This is a genomic window from Desertibacillus haloalkaliphilus (assembly GCF_019039105.1).
GTDB classification, from domain to species: domain Bacteria; phylum Bacillota; class Bacilli; order Bacillales; family KJ1-10-99; genus Desertibacillus; species Desertibacillus haloalkaliphilus.
In genome coordinates this window covers 50,553-65,344 of sequence record NZ_JAHPIV010000019.1, presented here as the reverse complement: position 1 = coordinate 65,344, position 14,792 = coordinate 50,553, and the positions used below count along the sequence as shown (strand labels likewise).

Below are 14,792 nucleotides of genomic sequence, written 5' to 3'. Positions count from 1 at the left end.
CCGAACACGACCGTTAAGCTCTTCAGCGCCGATGGTAATTGGGGGTTTCCCCCTGTGAGAGTAGGACGTTGCCAGGCGATAAAAACACATTCCAATTGGAGTGTGTTTTTTTAGTTTTATTATAATAGTTTGGAGGTATAATATTAGACAGGCTCCATTCTAATCAATATCAGTTGGGGCTATTAATACGTTTAATTTGTTGTGAATATTTGTCCATCAAACCAAATATACATTAAATATGGGCTTTACTTTTATTATGTAGGGAGTGAAGCATTTGGATGTTATAGGATCTATTTATAGTTCAGATTCACTTACGATTATGGTTCGATTGGTTCTTGCAGCTGTTTTAGCTGGAGTTATCGGTATTGAAAGGGAGTATAAGCAACATCCAGCAGGATTTAGAACCCATTTATTAGTTGGGCTAGGTGCCTGTTTAGTTATGTTGATGGCACTGTTTGGATTCCAGACGTATATGGAACAAAATACTGAAGTTGTTCGCTTTGATCCCTCTCGTTTAGCTGCTTATGTAATCTCGGGTGTAGGATTCCTAGGCGCAGGGACAATTATTGTTCAAGGTGTTTCAGTACGAGGTTTAACAACAGCGGCCTCACTTTGGGTAGTTGCAGGTATTGGATTAGCTATTGGTGCAGGGATGTACTTTGCAGCTACATTAACAACGATTATTGTCATTTTAAGTTTACGTTTTTTAGCGAAATTCGACAAATTATTTCAAAAAAAGAGTGATAGTTTAAAACTTAATATTGTTGTCGATCGACAGCAAGTATCTTTAACAGAAATTATTGAAAAATTAGAAGGGAATAGGATATCCGTAACGAAACTAACAATAGAGCAATACAAGTCAGACAAAAGTGTCCAACTCATTATTTATAAGTTTTCTATTCAGATTCCTAGTTCGCAAAACCGTTACTTAGTTTATGATTTGTTACAGGAAAACAATGCAGTATACAAAATATTTTACGATTAACAGATCAAATTCATGGCTATAATAGCTTTTGTAACTATTTGCGTTCATTGACTTGATTATTTATAATGGAGTTAAAGTCAAAGATAGTCAAGGTCAAGGGAAGGAGGGAATCTGATGAGGAATGTTTCTGATATTATTGAACAATATTTAAAAACGATCCTCACAAATAGTGAACAAGACTTAATTGAAATAAAACGTAGTGAATTAGCGAAACAATTTCAATGTGTTCCTTCTCAAATAAATTACGTAATTAGTACAAGATTTACGATTGAAAAAGGTTATATTGTGGAAAGTAAAAGAGGCGGAGGCGGCTATATTCGAATAATTAAAGTTAAGCCGCATGAGCAGGCAGACCTTTTTGATCAAATGATTGAATTAATAGGCGTAAGTATAAGGCAATCATCTGCCGAAAGTTTAATAATACGATTACATGAGGAACGTGTCATAACAAAAAGGGAAGCAAAATTAATGCTGAGCGTGATTGATCGTTCACTATTTAATGCAAACCCTACTGAAAGAGACATCGTTCGGGCTAATATATTAAAAGCAATGATCCGAACTTTAAAATATAAAGAAGAATAATACACCGACTGTCGTATACATTGTTAACGGATAGAGAGGGGTGATTATTGATGAAGTGTCAGGAATGTAATGAGCTTCCGGCAACGTTACATTTCACAAAAATTATCAACGGAGAAAAAACAGAATTTCACATTTGTGAACAATGTGCCAAGGAAAAGGGAGAGTATATTCCGGGTTCAAATAGTTTTTCAATTCATCAATTATTGTCAGGGTTGCTTAATTTTGAACAACCTGTTACAGGTGGGCACTCGACGAATGCAAACCAGACACAGTCAAATAAGTGCCCTAAATGTGAAATGACCTATGAGCAATTTGCCAAAACAGGCCGTCTTGGATGTGCTCATTGCTATAAGACATTTGATGTTAAATTAGACCCAATCCTTAAGCGAGTCCATAGTGGTAATCAAAGACATGCTGGGAAAATTCCGAAACGAATAGGCGGTCATTTAAAAGTCCGCAGGAAAATTGATGGTTTAAAAGAAGCATTAAAACAACATATTGCAAAAGAAGAATTTGAGCAGGCGGCGATTGTACGTGATCAAATTCGCTCATTAGAAAACTCAATTGATGATCAGGGGGAGGGATAAGATGTCACTCCAACGATTTATTAGTGAAGCAATAAGTCCTTGGATGAAAAAGGATGGTCCTGATTCAGATATCGTCTTAAGTAGTCGAATACGACTAGCAAGGAACCTCGAAAAGTTTACGTACCCAATTTTATCAACAATTGATGATGCCCAAGAGGTTTTAGAGCATGTCTCAGAAAAATTAACGAGTGAAAGCTACAATTCGATTGGGATGCTTGAACGATTAGATATGGATGATATGAGGTCTAATGAAAAACGTGTTCTAGTTGAAAAGCATTTGATTAGTCCTCACTTAGCAGAAGAGACAAAGCATGGGGCTGTTCTACTCAGTGAAGATGAGTCTGTCAGTATTATGGTGAATGAGGAAGATCACCTTCGAATCCAATGTCTATTCCCTGGCTTTCAACTAAATGAAGGATTAGTGTTAGCTTCAGGTATTGATGATTGGATTGAAGAAAGACTCACATATGCGTTTGATGAACGGCGAGGATACTTAACAAGTTGCCCAACAAACGTAGGAACAGGTCTTAGAGCTTCAGTAATGATGCACTTACCAGCTCTAGCAATGACACAGCAGTTAAATCGGATTTTACCAGCAATTAACCAACTAGGTTTAGTTGTGAGGGGGATTTATGGTGAGGGCAGCGAAGCATTAGGAAATCTCTTTCAAATCTCTAACCAAATTACATTGGGGAAATCAGAAGAAGATATCATAGAAGATTTGCGAGGGGTTGTTTTACAACTCGTTCAGCAAGAACGCGCAGCAAGAGAGATGCTAATACAATCATCGAAATTGCAATTAGAAGATCGGGTTTATCGTTCCTTTGGTGTTCTAGCCTATAGTCGCGTCATAGAATCGAAGGAGGCCACGCAACGGTTATCTGATGTTCGTTTGGGTATTGATCTAAACTTAATTGAAGGCATTTCAGGCAATATTTTAAATGAACTAATGATCTTAACACAGCCAGGCTTCTTACAACAGTTTGCTGGGGAGGTTCTAGCACCAGAACAACGAGATGAGAGGCGCGCAGCCCTCATACGTGAGCGATTAAAGCTTGAAAACGATGATAGTACTAAATAATGGGAGGTCGATGAGAAATGATGTTTGGAAGGTTTACCGAGCGGGCGCAGAAGGTGTTGGCACTAGCACAAGAAGAGGCTATTCGTCTTGGTCATAATAACATTGGAACTGAACATATCTTACTGGGACTAGTAAGGGAAGGGGAAGGCATTGCAGCTAAAGCACTAAAAGCGCTAGGGTTAGGTGCTGAGAAAATTCAAACAGAGGTTGAAACACTAATTGGAAGCGGGCAAGAAGGTTCGAAAACGATTCATTACACGCCAAGAGCTAAGAAGGTCATCGAACTTTCAATGGATGAAGCACGAAAGTTAGGCCATTCTTATGTTGGTACTGAGCATATTTTGCTTGGGCTTATCCGTGAAGGTGAGGGCGTTGCAGCTCGTGTCCTTAACAACCTAGGCGTTAGTTTGAACAAAGCACGTCAACAAGTGCTACAACTTTTAGGGAGTAATGAAGCAGCTGGTTCTAGTCAACAATCTGGAAATGCACCTACAAATGCCAATACCCCAACATTAGATAGCTTAGCACGAGACTTAACTGCCATCGCAAAAGAGGAGTCATTAGACCCTGTCATCGGTCGTAGTAAAGAGATTGAGCGTGTGATCCAAGTGTTAAGTCGTCGAACAAAAAATAACCCTGTACTTATTGGTGAACCTGGTGTAGGTAAAACTGCAATTGCTGAAGGGCTAGCGCAACAAATCATTGCCAATGAAGTACCTGAAACCTTACGAAATAAGAGGGTTATGACTTTAGATATGGGAACGGTTGTTGCTGGGACGAAATACCGTGGTGAATTTGAAGATCGGTTGAAAAAAGTTATGGATGAAATTCGCCAAGCTGCTAACGTCATTTTATTCATAGATGAGCTACACACATTGATTGGTGCAGGTGGTGCTGAAGGGGCAATCGATGCATCAAATATTTTGAAGCCTTCATTAGCTCGAGGTGAATTGCAATGTATTGGAGCGACTACAATTGATGAGTATCGTAAGTACATTGAAAAAGATGCAGCCCTAGAAAGGCGTTTCCAACCGATTCAAGTGGATGAACCATCGATTGACGAATCCATTCAAATTCTATCAGGGCTTAGAGACCGCTATGAGGCTCACCACCGTGTAACGATTACTGACCATGCGATAGAAGAGGCTGTAAAGCTTTCAGACCGCTACATCTCAGATCGCTTCCTACCAGATAAAGCCATTGACCTCATTGATGAAGCTGCATCAAGAGTCCGTTTACGTTCTTATACTGCACCGCCTAATCTAAAAGAATTAGAGCAAAAGCTAGAGGAAACTAGAAAAGAAAAAGACGCTGCTGTTCAAAGCCAAGAGTTTGAAAAGGCTGCATCGTTACGTGATAGTGAACAGCGACTTCGTGAAGAATTAGAACAGATGAAAAATGAATGGAAAGAAAAGCAAGGACAAGAAAACACAGAAGTCGTCGTTGAAGATATTGCACAAGTAGTAGCTAATTGGACTGGGATTCCTGTATCTAAAGTGGCAGAGGAAGAATCAGATCGATTATTACGTATGGAAGAAATTTTGCATAAGCGAGTCATCGGGCAAGAGGAAGCTGTTAAAGCAATCTCAAAAGCAGTTCGCCGTGCACGAGCTGGTTTAAAAGACCCAAAACGACCAATTGGCTCATTCATCTTCTTAGGTCCAACTGGTGTAGGTAAAACAGAGTTAGCTCGAGCGGTTGCTGAAACACTGTTTGGTGATGAGGACTCAGTCATTCGTATTGATATGTCTGAATACATGGAGAAACATGCAACGAGTCGATTAGTAGGTTCTCCTCCAGGCTACGTTGGTCATGATGAAGGTGGACAATTAACTGAAAAGGTACGTCGTCATCCGTACTCAGTTATTTTATTAGATGAAATTGAAAAAGCTCATCCAGAAGTCTTTAATATTCTATTACAAGTACTAGAAGATGGACGTTTAACGGATTCAAAAGGCCGTGTCGTAGACTTTAGAAATACAGCAGTGATCATGACATCAAACGTCGGGGCAAGTGCACTACGCAAAAATAAGTACGTAGGATTTACGACTGAAAGCGAAGGGCAAGAATACAAGGATATGAAGGATAAGGTCATGTCTGAGTTAAAAAATAGCTTCCGTCCTGAATTCTTAAATCGTATCGATGAGATCATAGTCTTCCACTCTCTAGAGAAGAAGCATATCCGTGAGATCATTACTCTTATGGCGAAACAATTGACGGATCGCCTATCTGAACAAGGGATTGATTTTGAGCTGACAGAAGCAGCGAAAGATAAGATCACTGACGAAGGTTTTGATCCAGAATATGGTGCGCGACCATTGCGTCGGGCTCTGCAAAAGCAAGTGGAAGATCGCTTATCTGAGGCACTTTTAAAAGGAACGATTGAAAAAGGTCAAAAGGCCGTTATCGACGTTAAAGATGGTGAATATGTTGTCGAAACCGTAGAAGGTGCGGAAGTTTAACAAAATAATTTAATAAAAGCCGGGAGATTATCATATTCTCCCGGCTTTTATCCATATAATAGAGGTAATAGAAGTACTTCTAAGCCATAAACGTGATAAAATAAAGTTAAAAGGATTTTGTAAGTGAGGAGAAACTATGGCAAAAAAGAAAACAAAATATATATGTCAAGAGTGTGGCTATGAGTCGGCAAAGTGGATGGGCAAGTGTCCCAGCTGTCAGAGTTGGAACACGATGGTTGAGGAGTTTGTTGAATCTGCGACTACTCGAAATCGTGGCTTTGTAACCTCTTCTGCAAAAACATCTTCGAGAAAACCACAAGCGATTACAAAAGTTGAGCGAGAACTTGAGGAACGCATTGATACAAGAACAGTTGAGTTAAATCGAGTACTAGGAGGGGGCATCGTCCCGGGGTCATTAGTCCTTGTTGGTGGCGATCCGGGGATTGGTAAATCTACCTTATTACTTCAGCTATCTTCACAATTGGCAAATTTGTCTCACAGGGTGTTATATATATCAGGTGAGGAGTCGGTCAAACAAACGAAATTACGTGCTGATCGGCTAGGAGTTACTGCAGATCAACTATATGTGTTGGCGGAAACAGACCTAGACTACATTGAGAAGGCAATCGATGACATTGACCCTACACTAGTGATTATTGATTCCATCCAAACCGTTCACCAAGCTGACATTGCATCAGCCCCGGGTAGTGTATCTCAAGTACGGGAATGTACAGCTGCATTTATGCGTGTGGCAAAAACTAAAGGTATTGCCATCTTTATTGTCGGCCATGTAACTAAACAGGGGTCCATTGCTGGTCCACGCCTTTTAGAGCATATGGTTGATTCCGTTCTTTACTTTGAAGGAGAGCGCCACCATACGTATCGGATATTACGCGCGGTAAAAAACCGATTCGGTTCGACAAATGAAATTGGTATTTTTGAAATGAAAGAAGTTGGACTTGAAGAAGTTCTTAACCCTTCAGAAATCTTTTTAGAAGAACGTTCAAAAGGCGCAGCAGGATCAACTGTCGTAGCTTCTATGGAAGGAACAAGACCTGTGTTGGTAGAGTTACAGGCATTGGTTTCACCAACGAGTTTTGGAAATCCACGACGTATGGCGACTGGGATTGATCACAACCGTGTATCTTTATTAATGGCGGTATTAGAAAAGCGAGTCGGCTTATTATTGCAAACCCAAGATGCATACTTAAATGTTGCTGGGGGTGTTCGCCTTGATGAACCTGCCGTCGATTTAGCAATTGCCATTAGTATTGCTTCGAGCTTTCGAGATCAGGTAACGAAGCCAACCGATGTAGTCATTGGTGAAGTGGGGTTAACGGGTGAGGTTCGCCGGGTTTCTCGTATTGATCAACGTGTAAATGAGGCAGCCAAGCTTGGTTTTAAACGAGCGATTATTCCAGCGAAAAACATTGGAGGGTGGACAATTCCAGATGGACTTGAGGTTATTGGAATTTCGACAGTCGAAGAAGCGTTAGAGGTTGTGTTAGGAGGACAGGATCATGGGTGATCGAAAAAAAGGAGTTTTTATCAGTGAAGTACTAAAGTTTGTTGCACCTGGGACACCATTGCGTGATGGAATTGATAATGTCCTGCGTGCAAAAACCGGTGGGTTAATCGTTCTGGGCTATAATAACGAAATGATGAATATCGTCGATGGAGGATTTTTTATTAATTGTGAATTTTCCCCATCGTATCTATATGAATTAGCGAAGATGGATGGAGCGATTATTTTAAGTGAAGACGGGAAAAGGATCTTATATGCGAATACACAGTTGGTTCCGCATAACTCGATTGATTCTAATGAAACTGGGATCCGGCACAGAACGGCTGAGCGGGTTGCGAAACAGACCGGTAATTTGGTCATCTCAATCTCACAGCGACGTAATGTGATTACACTCTATCAAGGGGAGTACAGATACTCGTTGAAAGATATTGGTGTGATTTTAACGAAGGCAAACCAAGCGATCCAAACACTTGAAAAGTATAAGGCAGTGCTTGATCAAGGGATAACAAACCTCGGTGCGTTAGAATTTGAGGAGTTAGTCACTTTCCATGAGGTATCTCAAGTGATTCATCGGATTCAAATGGTGCTGCGGATCAAAAGTGAGATTTTAAATTATGTCAATGAGCTAGGAAGTGAAGGGCGTTTGATCACGATGCAGTTGAACGAACTGGTCTCTAATATTGAGAAAGAAGCAGTTCTTCTTATCAAGGATTATATTAAAGATAAAAGCCAAGATGCATTTGAAACATTACGTGAGCTCACCAAGCTGTCCAACGAGGAATTATTAGATGATCATGTTATTGTAAAGTTATTAGGGTATTCAAAGACGATTAATTTACAAGAATTTACTGTTTCGCCACGGGGATATCGCATTCTACACAAAATACCACGTCTTCCTTCGCTGATCATTGAGAACTTAATCGACAAGTATGAGGATTTGAACCGGATTATGGTTGCCTCGATAAAAGAGCTAGATGAAGTCGAGGGGATTGGTGAAGCTAGGGCAAAAATGATAAAAGAAGGTTTAAGCAGAATTCAAGAACAATTATTTATTGATCGTCATATATAAGTAAAAAGAATCATACGAGAGTTATGGTTGAATTGTTTAAAAATTGACAAAATTTAATTAATTTGATATGTTAAATTGTACAGTTCTTTTAAAACATGTGATTTTATGTGAAATTTAGTTTGATAGGTTTCATTTTTAAGGAATTGTCTATAATAATAAAAGGAGGTGAAAGTCGAATGCTGAAAAGGATTGTTCAATTGTTTTTTGTACTCGTAGGTGGTACTTTAGGGTTTATTTTTCTTCCAGAACTTATTCATCTTTTAAATGTAGGTGACCTACCTAACTGGGTAACAAATTCATATGTAGGAGCAGTTATTGGAGCAATTATATTATATTTATCGACTTTTTGGTTAGCTGATTATATTGTGGGGCTTATGAAATTAATGGAGGAAGCGATTGTCAAGGCGCCGGTAACAGATGTGTTGTTTGGAACCATGGGGGTGATATTCGGCCTTATTGTTGCCTTTTTAGTATCAATTCCTCTAAATACGATTCAAGTACCGATTTTAAGTACTGTTGTACCGATTTTTATTACCTTCTTTTTAGGTTATTTTGGGTTTCAGATTGGTTTTAAGAAACGTGATGAACTTATTAACCTATTTTCGGTCGCCAATAAACTTGGCCGTGATAAGAAGAAGGATAGTGACGATTCTATTGAGAGCATGAGTGCAGAATTGAAAATCTTAGATACGAGCGTGATTATCGACGGACGAATTGCTGACATATGTAAAACAGGTTTCCTTGAGGGGACGCTTATTATCCCTGAGTTTGTACTAGAGGAGTTACAACATATTGCCGACTCTTCGGATGTATTAAAAAGAAATAGGGGCCGACGCGGTCTTGATATTTTAAACAAGATTCAAAAAGAGTTACCGATAAAAGTGGAAATTTACGAAGGTGACTTTGAGGAAATTCAAGAAGTTGATAGTAAACTCGTGAAATTAGCGAAATTGCTGACAGGTGTTGTTGTAACGAATGACTTTAACTTAAATAAGGTCTGTGAGTTACAAGGTGTACCCGTCTTAAATATCAATGACCTCGCAAATGCAGTTAAACCGGTTGTGTTACCAGGAGAAGAATTGAATGTTCAAGTTATCAAAGACGGTAAGGAACATAATCAAGGGGTAGCCTATCTAGATGATGGGACGATGATTGTCGTTGAAGGTGGACGTGATTACATCGGAAAGCAAATAGACGTCATTGTTACGAGTGTTCTGCAAACAAGTGCAGGTCGGATGATCTTTGCAAAGCCTAAATTGTTAGAAAAAGCACTTTAGATGAAGTGATAGAAACGGTGAGAATAGATGAATTACTCAGTAGTCATACCAGCAGCAGGTCAAGGGAAACGAATGCAAGCTGGACAAAACAAACAATTTATCGAACTAGAAGGAAAGCCAGTCATTATTCATACGCTAGCTATTTTTGAAGCAGATGAAAACTGTAAAGAAATTATTGTTGTTGCCAATCAACGTGAAACGGAGCAGGTAAAGTCACTCTTAGTTGCCCATAAACTATCGAAAGCCACTAAAATAGTAGCAGGTGGGTCTGAGCGTCAACAAAGTGTTTATAACGGTTTGAAGGCTGTAGAAGAGAGCGAGATTGTTTTAGTTCATGACGGGGCGAGACCATTTGTTGAAGAGAAACACTTAAACAACCTCGTTAACAAAGCAAAGACTATTGGAGCGGCAACCTTAGCTGTCCCTGTTAAGGATACGATTAAGCGTGTCGATGCTGACTTTGTTGTTGAAACAATGGAGCGATCAAGCTTGTGGGCGATCCAAACCCCACAAGCTTTTCATCTGTCTTTAATCAAGCAAGCGCATAAGGAAGCTGAAATAGCGAACTTTCTTGGGACAGACGATGCAAGTCTTGTTGAACAGAGTGGACAAGCTGTAGCCATCGTTAGTGGTGATTATTTAAATATAAAATTAACAACGCCTGAGGATTTAGTTTTTGCGAAGGCGATTATGGAAACGAAACGGAGAGAGAAACCATGAGGATTGGACAAGGTTTTGACGTTCATCAGTTAGTAGAAGGTAGGCCTTTAATTATTGGCGGAATTACGATTCCACACCATTTAGGGTTATTAGGTCATTCAGACGCAGATGTTCTTTTACATACAATTGCAGATGCTGCATTGGGCGCCATCGGCGAAGGTGATATCGGCAAGCACTTCCCGGATACAGATCCAGCCTTTAAAGATGCCGATTCCGCAAAGTTACTTACACATGTATGGGAGATCGTTACAAACAAAGGCTATAAGTTAGGGAATCTTGACTGTACAATTATGGCCCAAAAGCCCAAAATGGCGCCATACATTGATCAGATGAGACAGCGGATAGCAGAGTTAGTTGAGGGTGAGGTTGAACAAGTCAATGTTAAAGCAACAACAACCGAGAAACTTGGCTTCACTGGACGTGAAGAAGGGATAGCTGCACAAGCTGTTATCCTTCTTGAGCGCAGTTAAATGAGAATTCCTTAAAGCGGGGAAAAGGTTGACCATAACTAGGCGTTTGGTGGTAAAATAAGTACAACATATAAGAAATGGAAGGTGTCATAGATGTCAAATAAGGTACGAGTGCGTTTTGCTCCAAGTCCCACGGGGCATTTACATATTGGTGGTGCACGCTCTGCACTATTTAATTACCTATACGCGAGAAATCAGGGCGGAAGTTTCATTATGCGTATTGAAGATACAGACCAAGCCCGTAATGTCGGTGATGCAAAAGAAAAGTTGATGGACAGCCTTAAGTGGCTAGGCATTGACTGGGATGAGAGTATCGATGTTGGTGGGGATTACGGCCCATATAGTTGTATGGAGCGTATAGATATTTATACAAAATATATTGATAAGCTCTTAGATGAAGGTAAAGCATATTACTGTTATATGACTGAAGAAGAGCTAGAAGAAGAACGCCAAGCCCAGCTTGCACGTGGAGAGATGCCTAAATATAGCGGACGTGACCGTAACTTAACAGAGGAGCAACGACAAGCCTATGAAGCAAAAGGGATTAAACCTGTGATTCGTTTCCGTGTTCCTGAAGGACAGTCGATTGTCGTCGATGATACGATTCGTGGAAAAGTTAGCTTTGATACTGATGGCATTGGTGACTTTGTTATTGCAAGAAAAGATGGGATCCCAATGTACAACTTTGCGGTTGTGATTGATGACCATTTAATGGAGATTTCTCATGTCATTCGGGGAGAGGAGCATTTATCAAATGCCCCACGACAAGTATTATTATATCAAGCATTTGGCTGGGAATCACCGAAGTTTGCTCATGCATCATTAATCTTAAACCCTGATCGTCAGAAAATGAGTAAACGTGATGAGTCGATTATTCAATTCGTCGAACAATATAAAGAGCTTGGCTATTTACCAGAGGCGATTGTTAACTTCTTAGCATTACTTGGTTGGTCTCCAGTAGGAGAAGAAGAAATCTTTTCAAAAGATGAGTTAATTGAGCAATTTAGTCTTGAGCGTGTCTCAAAAGCACCGGCTGTTTTTGATACTGATAAACTAGCTTGGATGAACAACCGTTATATGAAAGAAGCTGACCTTGAGCGAGTTGTTGACTTGGCCCTTCCTCATTTAATCAAAGCAGGTAAATTACCTGAGGAGTTAAGTGAAGAACAACGTGAATGGGCAACTAGCTTGATTTCACTTTATCAGGAACAAATGCATTATGGTGCTGAGATTGTTGAACTAACAGAGCTATTCTTTAAAACAGATATTGACTATGATGCTGATGCGAAAGAAGTGTTAGCTGGTGAACAAGTCAATGATGTTCTAGCTCAGTTTGTTACTGAAATCGAACAATTAGAGGAATTTACAGCAACAACTATTAAAGCAGCAGTTAAAGCAACACAAAAGGCGACAGGACAAAAGGGGAAGAAATTGTTTATGCCAATTCGAGTAGCAACAACAGGGCAGACACATGGCCCAGAGTTGCCGAACTCGATTGAGTTGCTTGGCAAAGAGGTAGTCGCTAGCCGTGTGAAGCAATTACTTAACTAACAACTAAATACTTGAACGATGAAAAGGAAAAGTAAGTTTACGAACTCTTCATAAGAGAGAACCATCTAGGCTGAAAGTGGTTTAAGAGACGTATTCTGAACATGCACCTTTGAGTCCCTTATTGAACGTAAGTAGGTAAGGGCGGTTACTTAACCGTTATAGTAAAGAAGTGGAGTAGTTACTACTTAAACAGAGTGGAACCGCGTGGGAAGCGTCTCTGTGCTATATGAAGGCACAGTGACGCTTTTTTTTAGTACAGCTAACCGGTTTTAATAGAGAAAAATAAGCTTTAAATGATCGTGTTCAAACGAGGGAGACACCCTTTTTGAACAGACTCTAAAAGTAAAATATGGGGAGAGTGAGTAATGATGTTTCGAACATTATTAAATGACATTGATGTCGTTTTTGAGCAAGATCCAGCTGCTAGAAGTCGGTTAGAAGTCGTCTTTTCTTATTCAGGTGTCCACGCGATTTGGTCGCATCGAGTTGCACACTGGTTTTGGAAAAAAAAGATCTACTTTTTAGCTCGGTTATTATCGCAAGTCAGTCGTTTTATTACAGGGATCGAAATCCATCCGGGGGCAGTTATTGGTCAGCGTTTGTTTATTGACCATGGTATGGGTGTTGTGATTGGGGAAACATGTGAGATTGGTGATAATGTAACGATTTATCAAGGAGTTACCTTAGGAGGTACAGGAAAAGAAAAAGGGAAGCGCCATCCGACCGTTGAGGATAATGTTCTTATTGCCTCAGGGGCAAAGGTTCTTGGCTCATTTACGATTGGGAAAAACTCAAGAATTGGTGCTGGATCTGTTGTCTTAAAGGAAGTGCCTCCGAACTCAACGGTTGTGGGGATTCCAGGTCAAATTGTTATGCAAGATGGTGTGAAAGTGAAACAAAATTTAGATCACCATAAGCTTCCAGACCCAATCGCTGATAAGTTTCGTGAGCTAGAAGAAGAGATTGAGCAATTACGAGCAGAACTTGAAGAATCAAAAAAATATGAACGAGTTAATCGTCTATAAATATAATAAATATCAAAGATAGGGATAATGTAGAGGGAGTGATCCAAGGTGGCAATTGAAGTTTATAATACGTTAACGAGGAAAAAAGAGCCGTTTGTTCCGCTTGAAAAAGGGAAAGTGAAAATGTATGTATGTGGTCCAACTGTATATAATTACATTCACATTGGTAATGCAAGACCGGCGATTTCATTTGACATGGTCCGTCGTTATTTAGAGTACCGTGGCTATGACGTTCAATATATTTCGAACTTTACAGACGTTGATGATAAGTTAATTAAAGCAGCAAAAGAACTCGGGGAAGATGTGCCGACGATTGCAGAGCGGTTTATTAAAGCTTACCATGATGATACGAGCGCTCTTGGTGTTAAAAAGGCTGATCATCATCCACGTGTAACAGAGACAATGCCTGAGATTATCGAGTTTATAGAACGATTAATCGAAAAAGGCTATGCCTATGAATCTCAAGGGGATGTATACTTCAGAACGGCAAAATTTGAAAACTATGGACAGTTATCAGACCAATCGATTGAAGATTTGCAGTTAGGTTCGCGCATCGAAGTTGACCAACGAAAAGCCGACCCACTTGATTTTGCACTTTGGAAAGCAGCTAAGGACGGAGAAATTTCATGGGATAGTCCATGGGGGAAAGGACGACCAGGTTGGCATATTGAATGTTCAGCAATGGTAAAAAAATATTTAGGCGACACGATTGATATTCATGCAGGTGGCCAAGATCTTACCTTCCCCCATCATGAAAATGAAATTGCTCAATCCGAAGCTTTAAATGAAGCAAAAATGGCAAATTATTGGCTTCATAATGGTTATATTAAGATTGATAATGAAAAAATGTCGAAGTCGCTCGGAAACTTTGTGTTAGTCCATGACATTATTCAACAACATCCGCCAGAAGTTGTGCGCTTTTTCATGTTAATGGCTCATTATCGAAGTCCGATTAACTTTAGTGCTGAATTGCTAGAGAGTGCAAAGAGTGGCTTAGAACGAATTAAAACTACTGTTGCAAACCTACAGCATCGCTTGCAGGAAAGTGCAGATCTTGGAGAAGATATTGACGGGTGGCAACAAAAAATTAGTGCCTTTAAAACAGCGTTTATCGAGGAAATGGATGATGATTTTAATAGTGCCAATGCGATCGCTGTTTTATTTGATTTAGTTAAAGAGGCGAATGTTTATTTGCGAGAAGACCAATCATCAAAACAAGTGTTAGAGAGCTTTATAGCACAATTTCAGGAGTTTGCAGATGTATTGGGGATAGAGGTTGCAAATGACAGTGATGAACTTCTCGATGAAGAAATCGAACAGCTAATAGAGAAGCGTAACCAAGCTCGTAAAGACCGTGACTTTGCAACAGCAGACGAGATTCGTGATAACTTAAAGGAATTAGGAATTATTTTAGAAGATACACCTCAAGGTGTGCGTTGGAAGAGGTCATAAGTGATG

At 39.8% G+C, this 14,792-nt stretch carries 13 protein-coding genes, 1 rRNA gene and 1 other annotated feature; all 14 genes read left to right on the top strand.

Going from position 1 to position 14,792, the window contains the following annotated elements:
- Positions 1-77: ribosomal RNA gene (rrf, locus tag KH400_RS28495) — 5S ribosomal RNA — on the top strand; the annotation flags it as partial.
- 197 nt (positions 78-274) lie between these two features.
- Positions 275-985 carry an MgtC/SapB family protein gene (locus tag KH400_RS18750; RefSeq protein WP_246589843.1) on the top strand — a complete coding sequence of 237 codons (711 nt, stop codon included), beginning with the start codon at positions 275-277 and terminating at the stop codon, positions 983-985.
- Positions 986-1,099: 114 nt separating this feature from the next.
- Entirely contained in the window at positions 1,100-1,567 is a 468-nt protein-coding gene (locus KH400_RS18745; RefSeq protein ID WP_217227314.1) for a CtsR family transcriptional regulator, read from the top strand.
- 50 nt (positions 1,568-1,617) lie between these two features.
- Entirely contained in the window at positions 1,618-2,154 is a 537-nt protein-coding gene (mcsA, locus tag KH400_RS18740) for a protein-arginine kinase activator protein McsA (RefSeq protein WP_217227312.1), read from the top strand.
- A gap of 1 nt (position 2,155) precedes the next feature.
- Positions 2,156-3,235, top strand: a complete 1,080-nt coding sequence (gene mcsB, locus KH400_RS18735; protein WP_217227310.1) for a protein-arginine kinase McsB — start codon at positions 2,156-2,158, stop codon at positions 3,233-3,235.
- A 17-nt stretch (positions 3,236-3,252) separates the two neighbouring features.
- Positions 3,253-5,697, top strand: coding sequence for an ATP-dependent protease ATP-binding subunit ClpC (gene clpC / locus KH400_RS18730; RefSeq protein ID WP_217227308.1), 2,445 nt, complete (start codon positions 3,253-3,255; stop codon positions 5,695-5,697).
- Positions 5,698-5,833: 136 nt separating this feature from the next.
- Positions 5,834-7,225 (top strand): DNA repair protein RadA, encoded by a 1,392-nt coding sequence (gene radA, locus KH400_RS18725; RefSeq protein WP_217227305.1) that lies wholly within the window; start codon positions 5,834-5,836, stop codon positions 7,223-7,225.
- Positions 7,218-8,291, top strand: coding sequence for a DNA integrity scanning diadenylate cyclase DisA (gene disA / locus KH400_RS18720; RefSeq protein WP_217227303.1), 1,074 nt, complete (start codon positions 7,218-7,220; stop codon positions 8,289-8,291). The genes radA and disA overlap by 8 nt, the downstream gene beginning before the upstream one ends.
- Positions 8,292-8,467: 176 nt before the next feature.
- Positions 8,468-9,568 carry a PIN/TRAM domain-containing protein gene (locus KH400_RS18715; protein WP_217227301.1) on the top strand — a complete coding sequence of 367 codons (1,101 nt, stop codon included), beginning with the start codon at positions 8,468-8,470 and terminating at the stop codon, positions 9,566-9,568.
- Positions 9,569-9,595: 27 nt separating this feature from the next.
- Entirely contained in the window at positions 9,596-10,288 is a 693-nt protein-coding gene (gene ispD, locus KH400_RS18710; RefSeq protein WP_217227299.1) for a 2-C-methyl-D-erythritol 4-phosphate cytidylyltransferase, read from the top strand.
- Positions 10,285-10,758 carry a 2-C-methyl-D-erythritol 2,4-cyclodiphosphate synthase gene (ispF, locus tag KH400_RS18705; protein WP_217227297.1) on the top strand — a complete coding sequence of 158 codons (474 nt, stop codon included), beginning with the start codon at positions 10,285-10,287 and terminating at the stop codon, positions 10,756-10,758. The genes ispD and ispF overlap by 4 nt, the downstream gene beginning before the upstream one ends.
- A 93-nt stretch (positions 10,759-10,851) precedes the next feature.
- Entirely contained in the window at positions 10,852-12,309 is a 1,458-nt protein-coding gene (gene gltX / locus KH400_RS18700; RefSeq protein ID WP_217227295.1) for a glutamate--tRNA ligase, read from the top strand.
- A gap of 9 nt (positions 12,310-12,318) precedes the next feature.
- Positions 12,319-12,531: a binding site (T-box leader), on the top strand.
- 146 nt (positions 12,532-12,677) lie between these two features.
- Entirely contained in the window at positions 12,678-13,334 is a 657-nt protein-coding gene (gene cysE / locus KH400_RS18695; RefSeq protein ID WP_217227323.1) for a serine O-acetyltransferase, read from the top strand.
- 48 nt (positions 13,335-13,382) lie between these two features.
- Positions 13,383-14,786: a cysteine--tRNA ligase gene (gene cysS, locus KH400_RS18690; protein ID WP_217227293.1), complete on the top strand. Its 1,404-nt coding sequence runs from the start codon at positions 13,383-13,385 to the stop codon at positions 14,784-14,786.
- Positions 14,787-14,792: the final 6 nt, after the last annotated feature.

Bases quoted from the DNA above. Each gene is read 5' to 3' on its own strand.
- gltX (WP_217227295.1), top strand. From the start codon at position 10,852: ATGTCAAATAAGGTACGAGTGCGTTTTGCTCCAAGTCCCACGGGGCAT.
- clpC (WP_217227308.1), top strand. From the start codon at position 3,253: ATGATGTTTGGAAGGTTTACCGAGCGGGCGCAGAAGGTGTTGGCACTA.
- mcsB (WP_217227310.1), top strand. From the start codon at position 2,156: ATGTCACTCCAACGATTTATTAGTGAAGCAATAAGTCCTTGGATGAAA.
- mcsA (WP_217227312.1), top strand. From the start codon at position 1,618: ATGAAGTGTCAGGAATGTAATGAGCTTCCGGCAACGTTACATTTCACA.
- radA (WP_217227305.1), top strand. From the start codon at position 5,834: ATGGCAAAAAAGAAAACAAAATATATATGTCAAGAGTGTGGCTATGAG.
- ispD (WP_217227299.1), top strand. From the start codon at position 9,596: ATGAATTACTCAGTAGTCATACCAGCAGCAGGTCAAGGGAAACGAATG.
- disA (WP_217227303.1), top strand. From the start codon at position 7,218: ATGGGTGATCGAAAAAAAGGAGTTTTTATCAGTGAAGTACTAAAGTTT.
- KH400_RS18715 (WP_217227301.1), top strand. From the start codon at position 8,468: ATGCTGAAAAGGATTGTTCAATTGTTTTTTGTACTCGTAGGTGGTACT.
- cysE (WP_217227323.1), top strand. From the start codon at position 12,678: ATGTTTCGAACATTATTAAATGACATTGATGTCGTTTTTGAGCAAGAT.
- KH400_RS18745 (WP_217227314.1), top strand. From the start codon at position 1,100: ATGAGGAATGTTTCTGATATTATTGAACAATATTTAAAAACGATCCTC.
- ispF (WP_217227297.1), top strand. From the start codon at position 10,285: ATGAGGATTGGACAAGGTTTTGACGTTCATCAGTTAGTAGAAGGTAGG.